This window comes from Paenibacillus sp. HGH0039 (assembly GCF_000411255.1).
Taxonomy (GTDB): Bacteria; Bacillota; Bacilli; order Paenibacillales; family NBRC-103111; genus Paenibacillus_F.
In genome coordinates this window covers 1535440-1556887 of the sequence record NZ_KE150412.1, presented here as the reverse complement: position 1 = coordinate 1556887, position 21448 = coordinate 1535440, and the positions used below count along the sequence as shown (strand labels likewise).

The following is a 21448-nucleotide window of genomic DNA, read 5'->3' as shown; positions in this document are numbered from 1 at the left end:
ATTCCGAGTATACGTAGGGGACAAGGATAGGTAAAATACATATATCGAATAGTTTTCATTCCTTTTCTCTATGGAAGGGGAACCAATGCAGAAGGCTAAAGGAGGCGATGACTTGGACGTTCGGCATCTGCAATATTTTCTGGAGACGGCTAAGCGCAGAAGCTTCACCAAAGCGGCGGAAGCTCTGCACGTCACTCAGCCCACCATCAGCAAAATGATCCGCATCCTGGAGGAGGAACTCGGCGTCGAGCTGTTTGACCGCACGGCCCGTCAGATTGTATTGACGGATGCGGGTGAAGCCGTAATGATCCAGGCGCAGCAGATTGTCCGCTCTCTGGAAAATCTCTCCGTCGATCTCGAGGACGTGACTTCCATGCGCAAAGGGCAGATCCGGATCGGCCTGCCGCCGATGACCGGAGCGCCTTTCTTCCCGGAGCTGATCGCCGCTTTCCATAAGCTGTATCCCGGGATCGGGATCCGGCTGATCGAGGAAGGGGCCCGCACGGTCGAACGCGAGGTGGAGAGCGGGAGTCTCGATCTCGGCGTCGCGGTGCTTCCCGTCGATGCGGAGCGCTTCGAGATGTTTGCCTTCGTCAAGGAAGAGCTCCGGCTTGTCGTGCATCACGGGCACCGGCTCGCACACAGGCAGACCGTCCGCCTTGCGGAGCTCAGCGGCGAGAAGTTCCTTATGTTCCGCGAAGGCTTCACCCTGCACGAGAGCATTCCCGAAGCCTGCATCCAGGCGGGATTCAAGCCCGACATCATCTACGAAAGCTCCCAGTGGGATTTTCTGAGCGGGATGGCGGAAGCGGGCCTCGGCGTCGCCCTGCTGCCCGAAACGATCTGCCGCAAGCTGAGTCCGGACAAAGTGGCCACGATTACCCTGGTTTCTCCGCGGATTCCGTGGCATCTTGTTATGATTTGGCGCAAAGAGGGTTACTTATCTTATGCCGCCCGCGAATGGCTGCGGTTTTCGAAGGAGTGGCTGTCCCGGCCGAACCGCTAAGGAGACAAGGAGGCCGGCTCCAATCGCTTCCGCGCCAAGCACCGTTTTGTTTCCAGGCAAAACATGGTACGATATACCCAATGCTTTCACCCTGATCACGGACGAAATGAGGACCTTTATGATTCGCACGGTCGCCGTTACCCGCAGCGGAGAACTGGTCTTGGACCTGCCTTTGCAGGAGCTGGACAGAGATTCTATCGACTGGTACTGGGTAGACTTCAACAACCCGACTCACGAAGAAGCTTTGCTGCTCGATACCCATTTTCATTTTCATCCGCTTGCGGTTGAAGACTGCTTTCATCTGCTGCAGAGGCCGAAGCTGGACCACTATGAGGATGTCCATTTTTTCGTGCTGCACGCCATTCATCCACAGACGCTGGAAGCCGATGAGGTCGATCTTTTCGTCGCGCCCCGCTTCCTTGTTTCTTTCCATTTCACCGAGCTCAAAGAGATCAACGACGCCTGGCAGAAGCTTCAAGCCGAACCGGACAACTGGAAAAGAGGCTCTTCCTTCGGCGCGTATCTCGTCATGGACAAGCTCGTGGATGAATATTTTCCTTGTATACATATGCTGGAAGACGAGATGAACGATTTCGATTCCGACCAGAAAGGCACGTCCATTCACGCGCTTATGCGCGGCGTGTTCGACATCCGCTCCAAGCTGGCGCATCTGAGGCGGTCGATCATTCCCATGCGCGACCTGCTCTACCGGGTCGTCAATTCGGACAAGCTGCCGAACGTGCGTGAGCAGCAGATTTATTATGCGGACATTTACGATCATCTGCTGAAGCTGGCGGAAATGATCGACTCGATCCGGGACACGACCGCGGACATGCGGGAAAATTTCATTTCATTGAATTCTTACCGGATGAATACCATTATGAAAACGCTGACTGTCATCACGACGATTTTTATGCCGCTGACGTTTCTCGCGGGAATTTACGGAATGAACTTTGACAACATGCCCGAACTTCATTGGCCCTACGGTTATTTTATTGTTCTTTTGATTATGTTCGGAATCGGGTTTGCCATGTATGTCTGGTTTAAGCGCAAAGGCTGGTTCGATTGAGAAACCGGCCGCTTATTTATAATCCGTACTAAAAAAAGATCGGGAGGATGCGGGCATGAAAGTTAAAAGCGCGTGGTACCGGGAAAGCTTCGGAAAAGACTATCTGCTGGTGTACAAACACCGCAATTTCGAAGGAGCTTACGCCGAGGTCAAACGGATGATGAACTGGCTTCATCTACCCGAAGGCGCCCGTGTGCTGGACCTGTGCTGCGGCATGGGCCGCCATTCGCTGGCGCTCGCCGATTTCGGCTATACGGTGACGGGTATCGACTTGTCGGATACCCTGCTTGGGGAGGCGCGGAAGCAGGACCCGGAGGAGCGGGTAACCTGGCTGCACGGAGATATGCGGCGGGTTCCGAGCGAGGAATCTTTTCACGCCGTGGTCAATTTGTTCACTTCCTTCGGATACTTCGAGCAGGAGGAAGAAAACCGCCTGGTGTTGTCGGAAATCGAACGGCTTCTGCGGCCGGACGGGAAATTTATTATTGACTATTTAAATCCCGCTTATGTCAAAACGAACCTCGTTCCCCATTCAAGCCGCGAGGAGAACGGCCTTTTTATAGAAGAGACACGCTCCATCGAGAACGGGTATGTCCGCAAACAAATTTGCATCACGGATGAACAGGACGGCCCGCGGCATTATTCGGAACAGGTGCGCCTGTACAGCTGCGAGGCTTTTGTCGATATGCTGTACGCGGCGGGTTTGCGGGTCGACCGGATCTACGGCAGCTATGACGGTAAGGATTACGACCGGGAGTCGTCTCCCCGGATGATTTTTGTCGGAGGAAGGGAAGGAGAAAGCCTGCAATGAGTCATTCAACAACGGTCATCGCTTTACGGGAGGGGCTTTGGCAGATCAAAGTCCCTCTGCCTTTTCCCCTGCGATGGGTCAACAGCTATCTGCTTAGGGAGCCGGACGGGAGCCTGACGGTGATCGATCCGGGCCTGCGCACGGAAGCCGCGGAGGCGCTGTGGAACGAAGCGCTGGAGGGGCTCGGCTTCGGGTACGACCGCATCTCGCAGGTCGTACTGACCCACCACCATCCCGACCACTACGGGATGGCGGGCTGGTTCCAGGAGCGCACGGGCGCGCCGGTTTACCTGTCGGAAACCGGCATCGGTCAGGTGCGGCTCCTGTGGGGCGACGGTCAGCCGATGACATCGCTGCTGACCGGACTTTTCGCGCGGCACGGCATGGATGCCGCGCTGTGCGGGGAGCTGGCGAAGCATATGGACAGCTTCGTCCCGCAAGTTTCGCCGCAGCCGCAGCTGACCGCGCTGCGGGCGGGAGACCGCGTGCGTCTGGGCGGCGCAGTGTACGAAGCGATCGAGACGCCCGGACATGCGGCCGGGCATCTGTGCTTCTACGACGCACAGACGCGCGAGATTTTCTGCGGCGATCATGTGCTGCCGCAAATTTCGCCGAACGTGAGCTTTATGCCGGGCGTCGAAGACGACCCGCTCGGCGCGTACATGGGCAGCCTGCGGGAGATCGCCCCGCTGCCCGTCGAAATGGCGTACCCGGGCCACCGGTCGCCCTTCGCCGCCTTCGGCCAGCGGGCGGAAGAGCTTGTCCGCCATCACGAGGAGCGGCTTGCGCTCATGGCGGACAAGCTGCACGAGCCGATGACGGCTTACGCGCTCTGCCGCGATACGTTCGGCGACCGGCTTACGCTGCATCAGCTCCGCTTCGCCATGGCGGAGACGATTGCGCATACGGTGCGCCTTGCGCTTGACGGCCGAGCGGCCGAGAGCGAGAGGGAAGGGATCATCGTGTACCAGGCGCGGTTTTGAGCGGTCGCCCGTCCCTCGCGTTTTCTCGCGGAGTTCAAGCGTGGCGATGCGATGCTTCGTGAGGCTTCGTAAAGACGGAGCTGATCGCGGACGGTGCCTATGCCGTACAAGCTCGTTTCTGGTTTCACTGCGAACCCTCGCATCGGGGGCATTCCTATTTAGGTGTTTCCAGTGCCCAAACAAACAACCATACAGCGGACTCTCCGGTAAGGGGGTCCGTTTTTTATGCACCGCTGTACATGCTTTATGTAAAAAATATTTGACATTTCCAACGCTTCTTTTTACAATCAAGATGTAAAAACATTTTGACATTGGAGTCTGCTATGGAAAATCGGATTCATGAGCTGCGCAAACGAATCAGGCTGTCTCAGGAAGATCTCGCCAAAGCGTGCGGCGTGTCCAGACAGACCATTAATGCCATTGAAAACAACAAGTACGATCCGAGTCTCCAACTGGCTTTTCATCTGGCCCGTACGCTGGGCGTCACGGTGGATGACTTGTTCCAGGCAGACAAAGACACGTAAAACGGCAGTATACAAGGAGGCGGAAACTGTGACCGGACGGAAAACATCGAAGCAGCGGCTCATTGCTGCGGGTTTCGGACTTACCTCACTGGTTGTCATCGGATTTACGCTTAAAAAGTACGCGTCCGGAGAACCGGTCGGAACGAGCGAATTAACGAGCATAGCGGCTGCCCTGGCCGCGATGTTCGGCGCTCTGACCTGGGGGAACAAGGAGGACGGGGAAGGCATTACGCAGGAGGAAGAGATGGGCAGGCACATTACTTTCGTTAGCGCCAAAGCGGCCTATTTCATTATGCTTGCCGCTTCCCTAATCGTCTGTATAGTGGAAAAACTGGCTTTCGGCCGGGATAATATGGCTGTGCTGATTTTACTGGGACTGGGTATCGTGCTCCTTCCGGCGGCGGAATATATCGTTGCCCGGAGATACCGGTGACCGGACAGGAAGCTGCATGCTGCGTATGTAAGGGGAACGGACAAGAGGGAAGCCTCGGCAATCTTGGGATGAAAAAGGGAAATGGAAAAGGGAACCGCCGTCATGGGGTTCCCTTTTTGTGTCGGCTCCTCTATTCGGAGCGTCCTTGACGACAGCCGGAAAACAACTCTGACGGACTGTTCGTCCGCTCTATTCCGTTTCCCCCTAAGCTGTTCGTCTTCTCACACTGCTCGCGGCTCCCCGCAGCGCACGGTGTTTGGCGCCGTATAACGGGGGAACACATCCCGGTTTAGGAAAGGCCTCTCAGCTCCCGGGAGCGTCGCCTTTCTTTTCGGCTTCCGATTGCTTGCGGTGGGCAATGCGGGAGCTCGCGGCAGCGGCGATGGCGCCGACGATATCGTCGAGAAACGTATGCTTTTCGTAGGTGCTTTTATCATTGAGCTTTTTCAGGATGCCCGGTTTCAGCTTGTCGATATAGCCGAAATTCGTGAATCCGATGCTCCCGTAAACGTTCACGATCGACAAGGCAAGGATCTCGTCGCAGCCGTACAAGCCTTCGTCATGCTGAATCATCTCCTGCAGAGGGGAGATCAGCTTGCCTTCTTCCGCAAGCATGTCCAGCTGAATGCCGGTCAGGACGGCGTTTTGTACTTCCCTTTTGGCCAGGACGGATTCCACGCTCGCCAGACACTGCTCCAGGGTCAGCGATTCGAAATAATCTTTTTGCAGAAAATAGGTCAGTTCGGCGATTTGAGACGTTTGAACGCCTCTTTTTTCAAGCAGCTCGCGGGTAGCCGAAGCTACTTTTTCACTATCCAGGGAATATTTCACGATGGGCTTCTCCTCCGTTGTCAAATGAAAGCAGATACCCTAGTATACCCTTTTTTTAGGAAAGAGTATCGCTTTGGAACGGATTTGTCTTTGGAAAAGGTGGACGGAAAGGGAACAAGCCCGGAAATTGTCCCGTTTTTTCGGACAACTCGGGCATAAAGCAGGCAGGCCCCCTGTATACATAGGAGTACGAAGGACAAACGTCATCCGGACCGGCAGGAAACTCCCGAAAGAAGGCGCTGCCGGCGGCGGGCCCCAGGTCATGCCGAACCTTTGCGCAAGGCACATACGAACAGGAGGGGATGGAAATGAGAAAGGTACGCTGGCTTCAGGCGGCAGCCATGACAGGAGCGATCGCGATTCTCGGGACGGGATGTGGTATGTGGGGGTCGGAGTCCAAACCGATCGACGCTCCGCCGCCCGGTACCGAAACCGCGATGGAGACGGGAACCGGTACGGGGGGAACCGGAGCGGACGCAGGCGCCAAAACGTCGCAAACCGCCAAAATGACCGTCTATGCGAAAGATCCGAAAGGCTTCGTCGTTCCGGTCAGTCTGGATTTGCCGAAGACACAGTCGGTGGCGAAGACCACGCTGGAATATATGGTGGCCAAAGGCCCGGGCGAAAGCCAGCTTCCCGCCGGGTTTGCCTCTCTGCTGCCCGAAGGGACTACGCTGACGGTGGACATAAAGGATAAACTGGCCACGGTCAATTTCAACCAGGCCTTCAAAAAATACGACGCCAAGGAAGAACGCAAAATCATGGAGGGGATCACCTGGGCCATGACCGGTTTTTCAACCGTCGAGCAGGTGAAGATCAAAATAAACGGGCAGGAGCTTAAGGAAATGCCGGTGGCCCGCACGCCGCTGGACGAACCGCTTTCGCGCAAAATCGGCATTAACCTGGAGAAGCAGGAAGGGGTCGATTACGGCCAGTCCACGCCGGTGACGCTGTACTTTACGAATGCAACGGCGCAAAACGGCAAATATTATGTACCGGTTACACGCCTGGTAAAAAGGACCGATGACGTCGCCAAGGCGGTCATGGACGAACTTTTGAAAGGCCCCAACACGTCGAAGGGCCTGCAGCCGGTATTGAACGCTTCCGCCAAGGTGCTGGATGTGAAGAAGACGTCGGACACGGTGCTGACGGTAAACTTCTCCGACCAGCTTCTGGACGGTAACAAAAAAGCGCCCGCGGACGGGCTCCAGTCGGTTATTTTGTCTCTGACGGAAAATACGAACGCCGCCAAAGTTCAAATAACGGTGAACGGCAGTCCGAAGGTGGAAACCTCCGATTCCCAAACCTACAGCCAGCCCGTCTCCCGGCCGCTTCATTTGAACCCGAACCCGGAAAAACTGTAAAAGGTTTAGCCGAGGGGGAGTCCGCCGCGTGACAGGCCGAAACGCGGGGCTTCGTGAAGCCCAAGCGTAAACGGAGGGTGCAAAGCGGTGTGGCCTGCCGTTATGCGACGCCTTAACCCACATCGGGAGATCCGGGGGCAAGCGCCGTTATGCGGCTCCTAACCCCTCTAGGGGGAACTTCCGGGCAAAGCGGGGCGGACGTTTTTAAAACTTGGCTTCCGGTCCTTAGGTCGGGAAAGCCGCATTGTCGGACCTTACGGAGGTTTGAGGGGAGAGAAGAGCTCTCCCTTTTTTCGTCGAAACCCGCGGTGCTTTTGCTCGGCTCCTTTGTTTGCTACAATAGGAAGGATAGAAATGGATGCTATGATCGTACAGGAGGATACAGAATGCGAGCCGATGGAAGACAGAATGACCAGCTAAGACCGATGAAAATTACGCCGCACTATATCAAACATGCCGAAGGTTCGGTTCTAATAGAAGTCGGGGAGACGAAAGTCATTTGTACCGCAACCGTGGAAGAGCGTGTTCCTCCCTTTATGAAAGGCCAGGGCAAAGGCTGGGTAACCGCCGAATATTCGATGCTCCCGCGCGCTACCCAGGTCCGCAACCAGAGAGAAGCGGCCAGAGGAAAGCTCGGCGGCCGCACGATGGAAATCCAGCGGCTGATCGGACGCGCGCTGCGCTCCGTCGTTAACTTGGAAGCGCTCGGAGAGCGTTCCGTAACGCTCGACTGCGATGTGATCCAGGCGGACGGCGGGACGAGAACGACTTCCATCACGGGAGCCTTCGTAGCAATGGCGCTTGCCATGGAGAAGCTGGTGGCCAGCGGCAAGCTGAGCAAGCTGCCGATTACGGATTACCTTGCCTCCGTCAGCGTCGGGATCGTGAACGGCAAGCCCCTGCTGGACTTGATGTACACGGAAGATTCCCAGGCGCACGTCGATATGAACGTGGTCATGACCGGAACCGGGAAGTTCGTGGAAGTACAGGGGACGGGAGAAGAGGCGCCTTTCTCGCGCGAGGAGCTGAACACCCTGCTGGCCTTGGCCGAAGGCGGCGTCTACACAATGGTCGAGGAGCAGAAAAAAGCGCTTGGACGCGTAAGCGGCCTGATCGGAGCGGGTGTCCGTGCCTGATCTTTCCGCTTCCGGCGTCGTGGTGATCGCCACGCGCAACAAGGGTAAAGTGCGCGAGTTTGCCCATTATTTCGCCCGCTTCGGCAAGGAAGTGCGCAGCCTCGACGATTTCGACGATATGCCCGACATCGTCGAGGACGGCGCGACCTTCGCGGCGAATGCCCGGATCAAGGCGTCGGCGATTGCAGGCAGGCTGAACCTGCCGGTACTGGCCGACGACTCCGGGCTGTGCGTCGACGCGCTCGGCGGCGATCCGGGCGTATACTCCGCCCGGTATGCGGGCGAGCACGCCGCCGACGCGGCGAACAACGCCAAGCTGCTGCGCGAGCTTGGCGCGGTCTCGGCCGCAACCGGACGGCCCGGGCCCGGCGCTGCCGGGCAGGCGGCGTCCGCCGGCGAGCCGTCCGCGGCGGACCGCGGCGCCGCACGGGCGCCGGGCCTCCCGGACGGCCCGAAGGCCGCGGACGCGGCTGCGCCGCAGGTGCTGAGCACCGCGCGCTTTGTATGCGCGCTGGCGCTGGTCGACCCGCTCCGCGGGGACACGCTCGAGGCGGAGGGGACCTGCGAGGGTGTCATTATCGCGGAGCCGCGCGGCACGGACGGGTTCGGCTACGACCCGCTGTTTTATCTGCCGGAGCGGGGAGTGACGATGGCGGAGCTGCCGCTCGAAGAGAAAAACGCGATCAGCCACCGGGCTGCGGCGCTCGAGCAGTTTTTCGAGCGCCATTCCGGCCGCTTGACTTAACCGAATAAACAACGTGTCCGCTTGGCGGACACGAACCAAACCGGTTTCCGATTCGATTCGGAACCGGTTTTTTCGTTGTTTCACATGTCATAGCGGGTCCGGCGGACGAAGGTGACAATTGTCATCCGGAAAAGGTTACGGTTGTAGGTAGGGAGGAAATCCGCCGCGCGGTATGATGGATTCAGGTTAAAGAGCTTAACGAAACGATGAACGATGAAACGGAAAGACCACATAACAGAAGGAGCTGAACCCCTGTGACAACAGCTATCGAATTGATGCAGGTTACGAAACAATTTAAAGGCAAAAAGGCGGTCGACGGGTTAACGCTGACCGTGGAACAAGGAACGGTGCTCGCACTGCTCGGTCCGAACGGGGCGGGCAAGACCACCACGATTTCGATGATTCTCGGCCTTCAGGAGCCTACGAGCGGGACCGTCAAGCTGCTGGGAGGCCATCCGAAAGACCAGCGGGTTAGGGACCGGATCGGAGCCATGCTTCAGGATGTCAGCGTGATCGACAATCTGAAAGTAGCCGAGACGATCGACCTGTTCCGCCATTATTACGCGAATCCGCTCTCGCTGGAGCAGCTTCTGCTCATCTCCGGCCTGGAAGCCGAGCGGAATAAGATGGCCTCGGCTCTTTCCGGCGGACAGCAGCGCAGATTGGGCTTCGCAATGGCCGCGGCGGGAGACCCGGAAATTATTTTCCTGGACGAACCGACCGTCGGCATGGACGTGACATCCCGGCAGTTGTTCTGGGATACGATCCGCGCCATGGCCGCAAGAGGAAAAACCGTCGTTCTGACGACTCATTATCTGGAGGAAGCGGATCAGTTGGCCGACAGAGTCGTCGTGATCAATAACGGCAAGCTGGTTGCGGACGGGACGCCGAGCGAGATTAAAGCGGAAACGACGGGGAGAGTCATTTCTTTTACAGCGGGCGCGGGGGTTACGCATGATCTGCTGAGGGCTTTCCCGGGAGTCAGCGATATCAAGTGGAACGGACGGCGCGTCGAAATGTTCGGACCGGACACGGACCGGCTGCTTACCGCGCTGATCGACAAACGCATCGATATGAAAGATATCGAAGTTCGAAGCGGCGGACTGGAAGACGCCTTCCAGACTTTAATTCAAAATACGAATGCAGGCTGAAGGGGAGATAACGAATATGAATGCGACGATTCTGAAAGCGACTATGGCCCAGTGCCGCGCGGAGCTGCTGCGCACCTTCCGTAACAAACGATTTATTTTCTTTTCGATCGTTATGCCGGTGGCCTTTTATTTTCTGTTTACGAGTACGATGGGAAGCGATACGAAGATCGGCAGTGTGGACTGGACATCCTACTATCTCATGTCCATGACGGTATATGGCGTTATCGGCGCCAGCCTGACTTCCTTTGCCCAGCGGATTTCAAGGGAACGCACCCAGGGCTGGGTCCGCCTGCTCAGCATTACGCCGCTGCCTTCCTGGTCTTACATGGTATCGAAGGTAGCCGCTCAAGGCGTTATTAATTTATTTATCATTCTGATGATGTTTATTATCGGAGGGCTCGGCAAACAGGTTGATCTGCCGGTTTCCGTATGGATCGAAAGCTTCCTCTGGATTTGGATCGGCGGTTTCTCGTTCATGGCTCTAGGTACGCTGCTCGGTTCCATGCGCAACCCCGATGTGGTTCAGGTGCTGACGATGATTCTGTATATGGGTCTATCCATTTTGGGCGGGTTATGGTTCCCGACCGCGTCCATGTCCGGGACTCTTCAGACGATCGCCAAGTTCACGCCGACCTACCGGTTGGGGCAGGGAGCCTGGAATTTGATCGGAGGCGGTTCGATCGACTGGACGGGCGTGCTTATTCTGGCTGTGTACGTCGTCGTATTTGTGATATTATCTTCCTATATCATCAAGAGACAGGAAGCGGTTTAAATGTTTCGTCGGCAACCGGCAAGGCCCCGCGAGGGGCCACCTTTTATTTTTACGATCATCTGGCTGGTGTATCTGATCTTTCCGGTCGTTTCGGTTCTGCAGCTTCCTTTTCCGGAAAAAATACTGGGTTCGGGACTGCTTATCGCCTTTGTGGCGGCTTATTTGACTTCTTTTAACCAGGCGGCGGGAAGGTACTGGTTCATTCTGTTTCAGACTATCGTTATCGGCTTTCTGGCGATCCGGTACAACGAGAACTTTATTTACCTGGCGTTTTATCCGTCACCGGTGATCGGGATGCTGCGGAGCGTCAGGCAGATGGCCGCCGCGATAGCGGGTTTGTTTCTGATGTTCGTGGCGGTAGGCTGGCACTACAAGTTAATGAACGATGTCGATTTGTTTTTGCAGCTTCTTCCGGCTCTTATCATTATCCTGATCATGCCGGTTGCGATGCGCATCGGACGCAGGTCGAAGGAGCTCCGGGGCAAACTTCAACTGGCTAACGAAGAAATTGCCCGTCTGTCCAAAATCGAGGAACGCCAGCGGATATCCCGCGATTTGCACGATACGCTCGGGCATACTTTGTCTCTCATCACGCTCAAGGGCGAACTGGCGGAGAAAATGATTCCGAAAAATCCGGAGAAAGCGGTCCGGGAAGTTCAGGATATCCAGGCGACCTCGCGGGCGGCGCTCAAACAGGTGCGCGAGCTTGTATCGGATATGAATATGGTCACGATCCGGGAAGAATTCGACCGGGCCAAGCAGATTCTTGCGGCGGGCGGCATTGTGCTGGAATTGAAAGCCGGAGAAGGCGCCGAAGACGAAGCTCCCCCGCTGATCGGCAACATTCTCGGCATGTGCCTGCGGGAAGCGGTGACGAACGTCGTCAAGCACAGCAAAGCGAAGGTGTGTATCGTGGAATGGGCCTCCGATGAGGAGGGGTACAGGCTGATCGTGTCGGATAACGGAGTCGGCTTCGAGAGGGACGAAAGGCAGCCGGACTTGGGTACGAACGGGCTCAGAGGCATGAAAGAGCGGCTTAAGCTGGTGGACGGGCACTGCACGTTCGAATCGGCGGCCGGCCGGGGCACCCGGGTCGTTTTTACGATTCCTAAAGTGACCAAAAAGGGAGAAAAGGAGGCGGGCGGCGAATGAAGGTCATTGTCGCGGAAGATCAGGGCATGCTCCGGGGAGCGCTGAGCGCCCTGCTGGATTTGGAGGACGATATCGAAGTGATCGGCCAGGCGGCGGACGGCGCGGAAGCGCTGGAGATGATCCGTACGCTCCGGCCGGATCTTTGCATCATGGATATTGAGATGCCGAAAATGTCGGGCCTTGATGTGGCCGAGGCGCTCCAGAAAAGCAAGGATCCGTGCGGAGTCGTTATATTGACGACCTTTTCCCGATCCGGCTATTTTCAGCGGGCCATGCGTGCGGGAGCGCGCGGCTTCCTGCTCAAAGATTCGCCGGTAAGCGAGCTTGCTGCCGCGCTCCGCGATGTGCAGGCGGGCAGGCGCGCGGTCAGCCCGGAGCTGGCGCTCACGTTCTGGGAAGCCGAGAATCCGCTGACGGAACGGGAGCGCGAGGTGCTCAAGCTTGCCAGAGAGGGGCTTTCGTCCGGGGAGATTGCGTCGCGTCTGTTCCTTTCGGGCGGCACGGTCCGCAATTACTTGTCGGAGGCGATCCAGAAGCTGGAGGCCAAGAACCGGATCGACGCCATTGCCGCGGCCGAGAAGAACGGCTGGCTCGATTAGGCCGGAGATTCGGCGCTGGGACCGGGAGCACGGACTCGGAATGCGGACACGAAGGCGTGGTCCGGCAACGGTTGCGGAAGAGGCTGCGGCAGAGGAAGAGGAAGAGATACAGAAACTCCCGAGCTCGGGTGAAACGTTCAAAACCTCCAGTGCCATTGAGATGGGGGCTGGAGGTTTTTTTGAAGTTCCCGGTGCGCTTGGAAACCGGTTTGCGTTTAAACAGATGTAAGTTTAGACACGCATAGACAGACGTGCGGGAAGAACCTTAACGGATCGATACCTTATATTCGCGCAGCCACGTGTCCACCTGGATCAGATACGCGAACATTTGCGGACCGGACATGAGCTGGCCGAACCAGGGGAACTCGGTCGATTCGGCTCCCGGAGCCGCCATGGCGCGCAGCGTTTTGGCATCCACAAAAGGAAGAAGCGGCGACGAGGGATCGCTTAAAATTTCAAGCGCCTGTTGTTTGACCGCGGTCGCATAATTCGGGTTGTGCGTTTTGGGATAAGGGCTTTTTTTGCGGGCCAGCACATCTTCCGGCAGTACGCCTACGAGCGCCTTCCGCAGGATGCCTTTTTCACGCTCACCCGCCGTTTTGATATCCCACGGGATGTTCCACACGTATTCCACGAGCCGGTGGTCGCAGAAGGGAACCCGGACCTCGAGCCCGACGGCCATGCTCATCCGGTCTTTGCGGTCAAGCAGGGTCGGCATGAAGCGGGTGATGTTCAGGTAAGACATCTCCCGCATCCGGTTCTGCTCCCGCGTTTCCCCCGCCTGACGGGGCACCTCGGCCAGCGCCTGCTCGTAGCGGCCGCGGACGTATGCCTCGGGCTTGATCCAGTCGGCGAAATCGCGCGACAGAATACCGACCCGCTGAGGCAGCGAAAGCGACCACGGGAACGTGTTCGCGTTAAGGGCGTCTTCCCGGTGGAACCAGGGGTAGCCGCCGAAGATCTCGTCGGCCGCTTCGCCGGAAAGCGCCACGGTGGCGCCTTTCTTGATTTCGCGGCAGAACAGGTAAAGAGAGCCGTCGATGTCGGCCATTCCGGGCGTGTCGCGGGCGAGTACGACGGTGCGGAGCGATTCGAAGAGTTCAGGCGTGTCGAACTCGATGTAATGATGCTCCGTGCCGAGGTACTCCGTCATCCGCTTGATCCACGGGGCGTCGGAGTTGGGCTGGAACGCGTTCTCCTTGAAGTTCTTGTCGTTGTCGGCATAATCGACGGAGTACGTATTCAGCACGCCGCTGCCGCTGTCCCGGTAATGATGGGCGGCGAGTGTCGTCAGCGCGCTGGAATCCAGCCCGCCCGAAAGCAGGGTGCAGACCGGGACGTCCGAGACGAGCTGGCGCCGGGCGGTGTCGGCCAGGAGCTCGCGGATATGGAGCGCCGTTTCCTCCACATTTTCCGTATGGGGCCGGTTTTCAAGCTTCCAGTAAGGACGGATCGTCAGCCCGCTGCGGTCGTAAACCATAAAATGGCCCGGCTTCAGTTCGGCCAGGTTGCGGTAAATGCCGTGACCGGGCGTGCGCGCGGGTCCGACGGCGAAAATCTCGGCAAGGCCTTCGGCGCCTACCTCGGTTTTGATATCCGGATGGGCGAGTATAGCCTTCGGCTCCGAGCCGAACAGGAAGGCGCCGTCCGTGTGGCTGTAGAATAGAGGCTTGACGCCAAGACGATCCCGGGCAAGGAACAAGGTCTGCTCCTGTTCGTTCCAGGCCGCGAACGCGAAGATGCCGTTCAGCCGCTCCACGCAGCTCCGGCCCCATTCGACGAAAGCGGCCAGCAGAACTTCGGTGTCGCAGGAGGTCGCGAACCGGTGGCCCCGGTGTTCCAGCTCGCTGCGCAGCTCGGGAGCGTTATACAATTCCCCGTTATATACGATGGAGTACGTCCGGTCCCCGTCCTTGCGGATCATGGGCTGAGCGCCGTTAAGCGGGTCCATGACACTCAGCCGTCTGTGCCCCAGGGCGCAGTGGCCGGATATCCACGTGCCGGAAGCGTCAGGACCGCGGTGGACCAAGGTTTCCGTCATATTTTCGAGAATGGATGAAGATGTGGTCAGATCTTTGCGCCAGTCTATCCATCCTGTAATTCCGCACATGATATTCACCCTTTCGAAATACGTTCTAAGCGAGCCTTTCGAGAAGACTGCCGAATGCGATGATTAAAGGGTATGCGGCGCCGGCAGCGAAAATGTCTGTCCACCCCGGAAGGACCGGAAGAACTGGAAGGGCGAAATCGGTTTTGTTTCCAGAAAAATTTTGTTACAATAGAATCTGGTAGAAGAAAACTCCCCCTGCAAGCGCTATCGGGGAAATCATGCTAAAGGTGGACTGTTATTGATGAAACGTAAATACGCCAGGGCGCAAATCGATTATTTGGCGGCCAAAGAACAATTTCTCGCAGCCAGCCAGCAGGCTGACAAGAAACTGAACGACATGAGACAAAACGGTGCGGAAATCGGTCAGAAAGAAATGGAAGATGCGATTGAACGCAGCGGTTTCCATAAAGCTTTCAATGAGCTTCGCCATGCGGAGAACCGTCTGATCGAGTGGAGTCATTTCACGATCAAGAACGAAGGCGAGTTCAAAGAAAACAAAGCGGCTTTCGAGAAGCTTTACAACGAAGTGAAAACGAAGCCGGAAGCGCGCGCGGTTCTGGTTGACATGGCCATGAGACTGGAAGCGGAAGCTTAAGATCTTTCCTAAACGGACAAGCACTTATATGTATAGAGAACCGAGGAGCGCCGGGAGGTGCTCTTTTTCTTTTTTTCGCGGGACCCGGCATGCTTCCCCCTTAAGCCCGGACATACTAAGACGGCTTCACGAAACTTATTTCTCGGGGAGGCTTGCGGAGATGGATAGTCACTTCATCAGCAAACTGCATGACACTCAGCGTAAAGACGAACGCAACCGGAGGACACAAGGCAAAAACCGCCCGGAAAAACGGCTCCCGAACAAACAGCACTGAGCAGTGCCGCTTTAAGTATTCCGGTTCACCGTCCGTTTGCGGCGGAGGCCGGAACAGAGGAAATCGACAACCGGGCGGGGGTGATGAACATGGCGAAGGTTTCGAAAGCGACCAAAGGCAAAAAGTACGAAGTAAACGCGGAATTTGCCGAGGAGATGGAGGCCAAAAACGTCAAGCACACGGCCCAGAACAACCTCAGTCACGGTACGGAGAAGTAAGCGTAAGGAAGACGAAAGCCTGCTGCGGCTGCAGCGGGCTTTTTGACGCGGACGCATAAGGAGGCGGAAAAGGAAATAAACTGAAGGGAAGAATAAGCGCTTTTTAAGGTTGAAAAGGGATAAAAATATATGAAATTATTAATAATAATACGATTAAAACTTATTTTCTATGACTAATTTCACTTTTTATATTGACATCATGTAAACGTATACATATACTTGATTTAATTAGTTTGTTAGTCATTTTAACTAAGTAAGGTGGTGATTGGGCTTGTGATCGGCAAGGGGAAAACGGGAAATACGAAATTAGTAAAGCAAATGAACCGGGAAGGCATTCTGTACCAACTGCGCCAGCATCCCCGCTTGTCGAGAGCCGAATTGTCGGTCCGGACCAAGCTGAGCAGACCCTGCGTCTCCTCTCTCGTGGACGAAATGATCCATGAAGGACTTATTCATGAAGTGGGAACCGGGGAGTCGAAGGGCGGGCGCAAGCCGATTCTCCTTGAATACAACGTTCAGGCGTATACGGTCGTCGGGGCCGTTTTTGAAGGCAGTGAGCTGGAAATGGCCATTGCCGATATGAAAGGCGAGCTGCTGCATCATGTGCATACCCGCCTGGAGCAGCCGGTTGACGGCGATTCCGCTCTGGAAGCGCTCAAGACTAACCTGGATACGCTGCTTGAGAAAAGCGGGTTCGGCCGCGACCGCGTTATCGGGATCGGCGTCGGCCTGCCGGGTATTACACAGAAGCGCAGCGGCACCGTCAGCTACGCGCCGAGCACGGGTTGGATGAACCTGCCGGTCGGGAAGGAAATCGAAGAACGGCTCGGCATTCCCGTTATTCTCGACAACGACGTCAATATGATGACGATGGGCGAATTTTACGAGGGCGCCGGCTCGGGGGTTTCCAGCCTGGTCTACATGTATGTGGGCACCGGGATCGGGGCCGGGATTATCATCGACAAGCAGTTTTACAGAGGCAGCAAAGAGGCTGCCGGCGAAATCGGCTACATGCTTATCGGCGGCGACCGGCTCCGCAGACAAGGCGAATTCGGCGTTTTCGAGAAGAACTACTCCGTTATCGGCATCGGCGACAAAGCGAAGGCTGCCGGTCTGACCGTCGATCCGGGGCGCAGCATCCTGCGGCAGTTGGGCGAACAGGCGGATCAGGGAAGCCGCCAAGCCCGGACGCTGCTCGAAGATGTTTACATCCATTGGGCGTCCGGGATCGCTAATACCGTCAGTGTGCTGGACCCGGAGCTGCTCATTCTGAGCGGCGAAATGGTTCATCTGAGCGAAAGCGGCCTGGCCCGCATCCGCGAGCTGCTTGCGCAGTGGGTTCCGGTGCTGCCGGACATCCAACTGGCGGGGCTGAGGGAGCGGGCAGGTTTGCTGGGGGCCGTCCACAGTGTGCTGGAAGCGTTTCCGTCCGCCCAGCCGGCCAGATCCTCCGGATCTGCCGGCGCGGATTAAACGATACAATCTAGAACTAGGGGGAGTACAAGTGAAAAAGAAGATGACCAAATGGACCAGTTTGACTCTTATCGCGGCAATGGCTGTCGGCCTGTCGGCCTGCGGCGGCGGTGACGACGGTGCGAAGAAGGGTGCCGAAGGCGCCGGCGGAGGAGCCGCTTCCGGTTCCCAGAAGCTCGTGATTTACACCGCCCGCGACAAGAACGTGGTAGACGAAATTTTGCCGAGATTCAAAGAAAAGAATCCGGGCATCGACGTGGAAGTCATGACGATGGGCGGCCAGCAGGTTCTGGAGCGTATCCGCGGCGAGAAATCGAATCCCCAGGCGGACTTCTGGTGGGGAGGCACACAGTCCTCTTTCATAACCGGAGCCGAGGAAGGTCTTCTTGAGCCGTATAAGCCGACCTTCGCGGATAACGTCGCGGCCGAGAACAAAGACGCCCAGGACCGCTGGTACGGCGAAATGCTCCTGCCCGAAGTGATCATGTACAACTCCCAGGCGCTGAAGAAAGAAGATGCTCCGAAGGACTGGGATGAGCTGCTGGACGCGAAATATAAAGATAAGCTTCTGATCCGCGGCGTTATGGCGTCCGGTACGATGCGCACGATCTATTCCTCTATGATTTACCGCCAGGACCCTGCGGATCCGCAGAAGGGCTACGACTGGCTCAAGAAGCTGGACGCGAACACGAAGGAATACACGCAGGATCCGACCAACCTGTATCTGAAAATGGCTCGTCAGGAAGGTACGCTTTCCCTCTGGAACCTCCAAGATATCCTGATTCAGAAGGAAATGAAAAAGCAGCCGTTCGATTTCATTTATCCGGCCAGCGGCGCTCCGATCCTCGTAGACGGAGTGGGTATTGTCAAAGGCGCCAAAAACATGGACGCCGCCAAGAAATTTTACGAGTTCCTTTTCGATAAAGAAGAACTGAAGAAGAAAGCGGAAAAGCTGTTCCAGATCCCGACTCGGACGGACATCAACAAGGATGAATTCCCGGCTTGGCTGAAAGGAATCGAAACGAAACCGCTGCAGCTCGATTGGAAAGTACTGGCCTCCAAAGAAAAAGAGTGGATGCAGTACTGGGATGAAAACATTAAGGGCAAAGGCAAGAAATAAAGCCCGAAGCCTGACAGATCCGGGTGGGGGAAGCCCCATCCGGGCCCGTTTAGGCCGGGCACATGATACGATTTGTGCCTTTGTGCCGGCGGGAGAGACGTACGGATAGGTAGGGAAGTTTTACTTTCTAGGAGGGATTCCACTTGATAGAAGTCAAGCTCGATAAAGTAAGCAAACAGTTTAACGGCGCACGCGGCGTTGAAAACGTCGACATCCACATCCAGCCGGGCGAATTCTTCACGTTTCTCGGACCCAGCGGCTGCGGCAAAACGACAACGCTCCGCATGATCGCCGGTTTCTATTATCCGACGGAGGGACGGATCATGTTCGGCGAGAACAACGTGACGTATACGCCTCCGAACAAACGCAACACCGGTATGGTGTTTCAGAACTACGCCTTGTTTCCGCACATGACCGTGTTCGAGAATATTGCTTTCGGTCTCCAAGTCCGCAAACAGTCCAAGGCGGAAATTATGGATAAGGTGACGCGCGCCCAGAAGCTCGTCCACCTGGACGGATACGGCGACCGCAGAATCGACCAGTTGTCCGGCGGGCAGCAGCAGCGGGTGGCACTGGCCCGAGCCTTGGTGATCGAACCGAATATTCTCCTGCTTGACGAGCCGCTGTCCAACCTCGACGCGAAGCTGAGGGAAGAGACGCGCCTCGAAATTAAGCGCTTACAGCTGGAGCTCGGCATTACGACGATTTATGTCACGCATGACCAGGCCGAGGCCATGTCCATGTCCGACCGGATCATGGTCATGAAAGACGGCGTCGTGCAGCAGATCGGCACTCCGCACGACATTTACAACCGTCCCGTCAACCGGTTCGTCGCTTCCTTTATCGGGGAGTCGAATCTGTGGGAAGGGACCGTGGAGCGCCTGGAAGGCGACACGGTGTACGTCCGAACCTCGTCCGACACGCTTATCACGGGATTTGCCGCCAACGCTTCGCCCGAGTGCCGGTTGGCACAGGGCAGCAAGGTGACGGTTTCGGTCCGTCCGGAATCGATCCGCGAGGCCGCGGCTTCGGAGAGAGGCCTGGAGAACATTCTGGCCGGCAAAGTGCTGATGTCGGAATTTACGGGCGTGAGCGTCAACTACGTCGCGCAGGTCGGCACGCTGCCGATTAAAGCGATGTTTATCGGCCCCGGCCAGCGCATGCGCCACCGTGATGAGGATATCGCTTTTGCCGTCCCGAAGGAAAGCGTCTATTTCGTAGAATAAGGAGGGTGCGCCCGTGCAGACGAACAAACCGCAAGCCAAGCAGCAGCCGGCCATCCGTCCGAACAGCCGATGGACCACGATCACGACGTCGCCTTACTTCGTCTATGTGCTCATCGCGCCGTTGTTTCTGATTTTGCTTGCCTATGTCATTTATCCGTTTTTTCAGACGTTTTTACAGAGTGTGAAGCTGGAAGGGGCTTTTTCGTTCAAAAATTATGCCCGCTTCTTCAGTCTTGATCATACATCGAATCTGGAAGCGCTGTGGAACAGCGTTTACATCTCCGTACTCAGCGTGATCACCTGCGGTATCGTCGGTGTCGCGATGGCGTTCCTGCTGGAGCGCTACGAGTTTCCGGGACGCAAAATTTTGTCCGTCCTCGCGATTGTGCCGATGGCTCTTCCGCCCCTGATCGGGGTGCTGTCCTTCTCGTTCCTGTACGGGGACAGCGGCATTATCCCGCGCGCGCTGCAGAAGCTTTTTGACCTGGATCACGCGCCGCTTGCGCTTAAGGGCATCTGGGGGGTCATCGTCGTCCATACGTTCACGATGTACACCTATTTCTATATGACGGCGTCCACCGCTATCAGAGGTCTGGACCCGTCGCTGGAAGAAGCGGCGGCCAATCTGGGCGCCGGACGCCTGCTTATCTGGCGCAGAGTCATCCTGCCGATGCTCACGCCGGCCATTATCGCGGCTTCGCTGCTCGTCTTCATGATCTCGATGGCGTCCTATACGGCGCCGCTCGTGTTCGGGATCGACCGGACGCTCACCATGCAGATTTACTTGTCCCGAACGAACGGGGACCTGGACATGGCGGCGACTCAATCGACCCTGCTGTCGATCGTGTCGATCCTGTTCCTGATCATGATGCGCTGGTACCAGAACGCGCGGAACTATCAGAACATGAGCAAAGGCGTCAGCGTCCACCGGACCGAAGTGAAAAGCAAGGCGGGCAAGTACACGGCGATGGTGCTGTCCTTTATCGCCACTCTTGTGCTGATGCTGCCGATTCTCGTCATCGTCCTGCTTTCCTTCTCCGAAGACAGTACATGGACGGTCCAGGTCCTTCCGCCGGAGTATACGCTCCAGCACTTTAAAGACCTGTTTACCGATCCGAAAACATGGCGCCCGATCGCCAACAGCTTCAAGATGAGCTTCGTGGCGACCATCGGCAACCTGCTCTTCGGCGTTGCGGCGGCTTACGCTATCGTCCGGATGAAATTCAAGGGCAAAACGCTGCTCGACATCCTGATCATGCTGCCATGGGCGCTGCCGGGTACGGTCGTAGCCGTCAACCTGATCACGGCCTTCAGTGAGCCGAACGTATTCTCGTTCAACCAGGTACTGATCGGCAGCTTCTGGATTTTACCGCTCGCTTATTTCGTCCGTCATCTGCCGCTGATCTTCCGGTCGACATCCTCGACTCTGATGCAGATGGACAGCTCGGTAGAGGAAGCGGCGCGCAACCTTGGAGCGTCCTGGTGGTACAGCTTCCGGCGGGTTGTCTTCCCGATGGCCCTGAGCGGTATTCTCGCGGGAACGCTGCTGGCCATGGTGGAGGGCCTCGGCGAGTTCGTAGCGTCGATCCTTCTGTACACGAATAACACGACACCTATGTCGGTTGAAATTTTCCAGCGCATGTACGCGTTCGAATTCGGTACGGCATGCGCCTACGGAGTCTTGCAGATTGTCATGATCATTCTCGTTCTTTTCGTTTCCAGGAAGCTGACCGGCGGCAACGCCGGGTCCGCTATCTGACCCGAGCTACGGTTCATTATCGTAAGGTCGCGGCCGTTCCCCCGCGGAACGCCGCGTCCGCCGCGATTTTGATAAAGGCAGGGAGTCATGCAGGATT

General features: G+C 56.7%; 23 protein-coding genes. 21 read left to right on the top strand and 2 right to left on the bottom strand.

Annotation, left to right across the window (positions count from 1 at the left end; genetic code table 11):
• Positions 1-112 precede the first annotated feature (112 nt).
• The 6 genes from HMPREF1207_RS06745 (at position 113) to HMPREF1207_RS06720 (ending at position 4826) form a co-directional block, all read left to right on the top strand.
• On the top strand, positions 113-1006 hold the full coding sequence (locus tag HMPREF1207_RS06745; RefSeq protein WP_009672295.1) for a LysR family transcriptional regulator: 894 nt from the start codon (positions 113-115) through the stop codon (positions 1004-1006).
• A 118-nt stretch (positions 1007-1124) separates the two neighbouring features.
• Complete coding sequence (gene corA / locus HMPREF1207_RS06740; protein WP_009672298.1) at positions 1125-2075, top strand: magnesium/cobalt transporter CorA; 951 nt, start codon at positions 1125-1127, stop codon at positions 2073-2075.
• Positions 2076-2130: 55 nt separating this feature from the next.
• Complete coding sequence (locus HMPREF1207_RS06735; protein WP_009672302.1) at positions 2131-2886, top strand: class I SAM-dependent methyltransferase; 756 nt, start codon at positions 2131-2133, stop codon at positions 2884-2886.
• Positions 2883-3869, top strand: a complete 987-nt coding sequence (locus HMPREF1207_RS06730) for an MBL fold metallo-hydrolase (RefSeq protein WP_009672291.1) — start codon at positions 2883-2885, stop codon at positions 3867-3869. Before HMPREF1207_RS06735 ends, HMPREF1207_RS06730 begins: the two co-directional genes overlap by 4 nt.
• A gap of 323 nt (positions 3870-4192) precedes the next feature.
• The gene (locus HMPREF1207_RS06725; protein WP_009672314.1) at positions 4193-4393 is read left to right on the top strand and encodes a helix-turn-helix transcriptional regulator; all 201 of its coding nucleotides are present in this window, start codon (positions 4193-4195) and stop codon (positions 4391-4393) included.
• Positions 4394-4421: 28 nt separating this feature from the next.
• Positions 4422-4826: a hypothetical protein gene (locus tag HMPREF1207_RS06720; protein WP_009672310.1), complete on the top strand. Its 405-nt coding sequence runs from the start codon at positions 4422-4424 to the stop codon at positions 4824-4826.
• 303 nt (positions 4827-5129) lie between these two features.
• On the opposite strand, the gene HMPREF1207_RS06715 is transcribed toward HMPREF1207_RS06720, so the two are convergent.
• Positions 5130-5657 carry a phosphatidylglycerophosphatase A family protein gene (locus HMPREF1207_RS06715; RefSeq protein WP_009672297.1) on the bottom strand — a complete coding sequence of 176 codons (528 nt, stop codon included), beginning with the start codon at positions 5655-5657 and terminating at the stop codon, positions 5130-5132.
• A 308-nt stretch (positions 5658-5965) separates the two neighbouring features.
• Here HMPREF1207_RS06715 and HMPREF1207_RS06710 point away from each other — a divergent pair, with 308 nt between their 5' ends.
• The 8 genes from HMPREF1207_RS06710 (at position 5966) to HMPREF1207_RS06675 (ending at position 12805) form a co-directional block, all read left to right on the top strand.
• Positions 5966-7021: a GerMN domain-containing protein gene (locus HMPREF1207_RS06710; protein ID WP_009672294.1), complete on the top strand. Its 1056-nt coding sequence runs from the start codon at positions 5966-5968 to the stop codon at positions 7019-7021.
• Positions 7022-7407: 386 nt separating this feature from the next.
• Entirely contained in the window at positions 7408-8157 is a 750-nt protein-coding gene (gene rph / locus HMPREF1207_RS06705; protein WP_009672305.1) for a ribonuclease PH, read from the top strand.
• Positions 8150-8902, top strand: coding sequence for a non-canonical purine NTP pyrophosphatase (locus HMPREF1207_RS06700; protein ID WP_016423523.1), 753 nt, complete (start codon positions 8150-8152; stop codon positions 8900-8902). The genes rph and HMPREF1207_RS06700 overlap by 8 nt, the downstream gene beginning before the upstream one ends.
• Before the next feature lie 254 nt (positions 8903-9156).
• On the top strand, positions 9157-10053 hold the full coding sequence (locus tag HMPREF1207_RS06695; RefSeq protein ID WP_009674224.1) for an ABC transporter ATP-binding protein: 897 nt from the start codon (positions 9157-9159) through the stop codon (positions 10051-10053).
• Between the two features lie 16 nt (positions 10054-10069).
• A complete protein-coding gene (locus HMPREF1207_RS06690) occupies positions 10070-10825 on the top strand; it encodes an ABC transporter permease (RefSeq protein WP_009674210.1) in 756 nt (251 codons plus the stop codon).
• Positions 10826-11977, top strand: a complete 1152-nt coding sequence (locus HMPREF1207_RS06685) for a sensor histidine kinase (protein WP_009674218.1) — start codon at positions 10826-10828, stop codon at positions 11975-11977.
• On the top strand, positions 11974-12576 hold the full coding sequence (locus tag HMPREF1207_RS06680; protein WP_009674235.1) for a response regulator transcription factor: 603 nt from the start codon (positions 11974-11976) through the stop codon (positions 12574-12576). Before HMPREF1207_RS06685 ends, HMPREF1207_RS06680 begins: the two co-directional genes overlap by 4 nt.
• A 40-nt stretch (positions 12577-12616) precedes the next feature.
• Complete coding sequence (locus tag HMPREF1207_RS06675; protein WP_009674227.1) at positions 12617-12805, top strand: hypothetical protein; 189 nt, start codon at positions 12617-12619, stop codon at positions 12803-12805.
• A gap of 36 nt (positions 12806-12841) precedes the next feature.
• Here the strand turns inward: HMPREF1207_RS06675 and asnB are convergent, their stop codons facing one another.
• Complete coding sequence (gene asnB, locus HMPREF1207_RS06670) at positions 12842-14686, bottom strand: asparagine synthase (glutamine-hydrolyzing) (protein ID WP_009674228.1); 1845 nt, start codon at positions 14684-14686, stop codon at positions 12842-12844.
• A gap of 241 nt (positions 14687-14927) precedes the next feature.
• Here asnB and HMPREF1207_RS06665 point away from each other — a divergent pair, with 241 nt between their 5' ends.
• From HMPREF1207_RS06665 to HMPREF1207_RS06645, 7 genes are all read left to right on the top strand, one after another.
• Positions 14928-15281 carry a hypothetical protein gene (locus HMPREF1207_RS06665; RefSeq protein ID WP_009674233.1) on the top strand — a complete coding sequence of 118 codons (354 nt, stop codon included), beginning with the start codon at positions 14928-14930 and terminating at the stop codon, positions 15279-15281.
• A 28-nt stretch (positions 15282-15309) separates the two neighbouring features.
• Complete coding sequence (locus tag HMPREF1207_RS30725) at positions 15310-15555, top strand: DUF4023 domain-containing protein (RefSeq protein WP_442950128.1); 246 nt, start codon at positions 15310-15312, stop codon at positions 15553-15555.
• A gap of 89 nt (positions 15556-15644) precedes the next feature.
• Positions 15645-15773 (top strand): hypothetical protein, encoded by a 129-nt coding sequence (locus HMPREF1207_RS30540; protein ID WP_256123684.1) that lies wholly within the window; start codon positions 15645-15647, stop codon positions 15771-15773.
• A 273-nt stretch (positions 15774-16046) separates the two neighbouring features.
• Positions 16047-17246, top strand: a complete 1200-nt coding sequence (locus HMPREF1207_RS06660) for an ROK family transcriptional regulator (protein ID WP_009674194.1) — start codon at positions 16047-16049, stop codon at positions 17244-17246.
• Between the two features lie 31 nt (positions 17247-17277).
• Entirely contained in the window at positions 17278-18366 is a 1089-nt protein-coding gene (locus HMPREF1207_RS06655; protein WP_009674225.1) for an extracellular solute-binding protein, read from the top strand.
• A 143-nt stretch (positions 18367-18509) separates the two neighbouring features.
• A complete protein-coding gene (locus tag HMPREF1207_RS06650) occupies positions 18510-19592 on the top strand; it encodes an ABC transporter ATP-binding protein (protein ID WP_009674234.1) in 1083 nt (360 codons plus the stop codon).
• Between the two features lie 52 nt (positions 19593-19644).
• Positions 19645-21351, top strand: coding sequence for an ABC transporter permease (locus HMPREF1207_RS06645; protein WP_369994055.1), 1707 nt, complete (start codon positions 19645-19647; stop codon positions 21349-21351).
• The last annotated feature ends 97 nt before the right edge of the window (positions 21352-21448 follow it).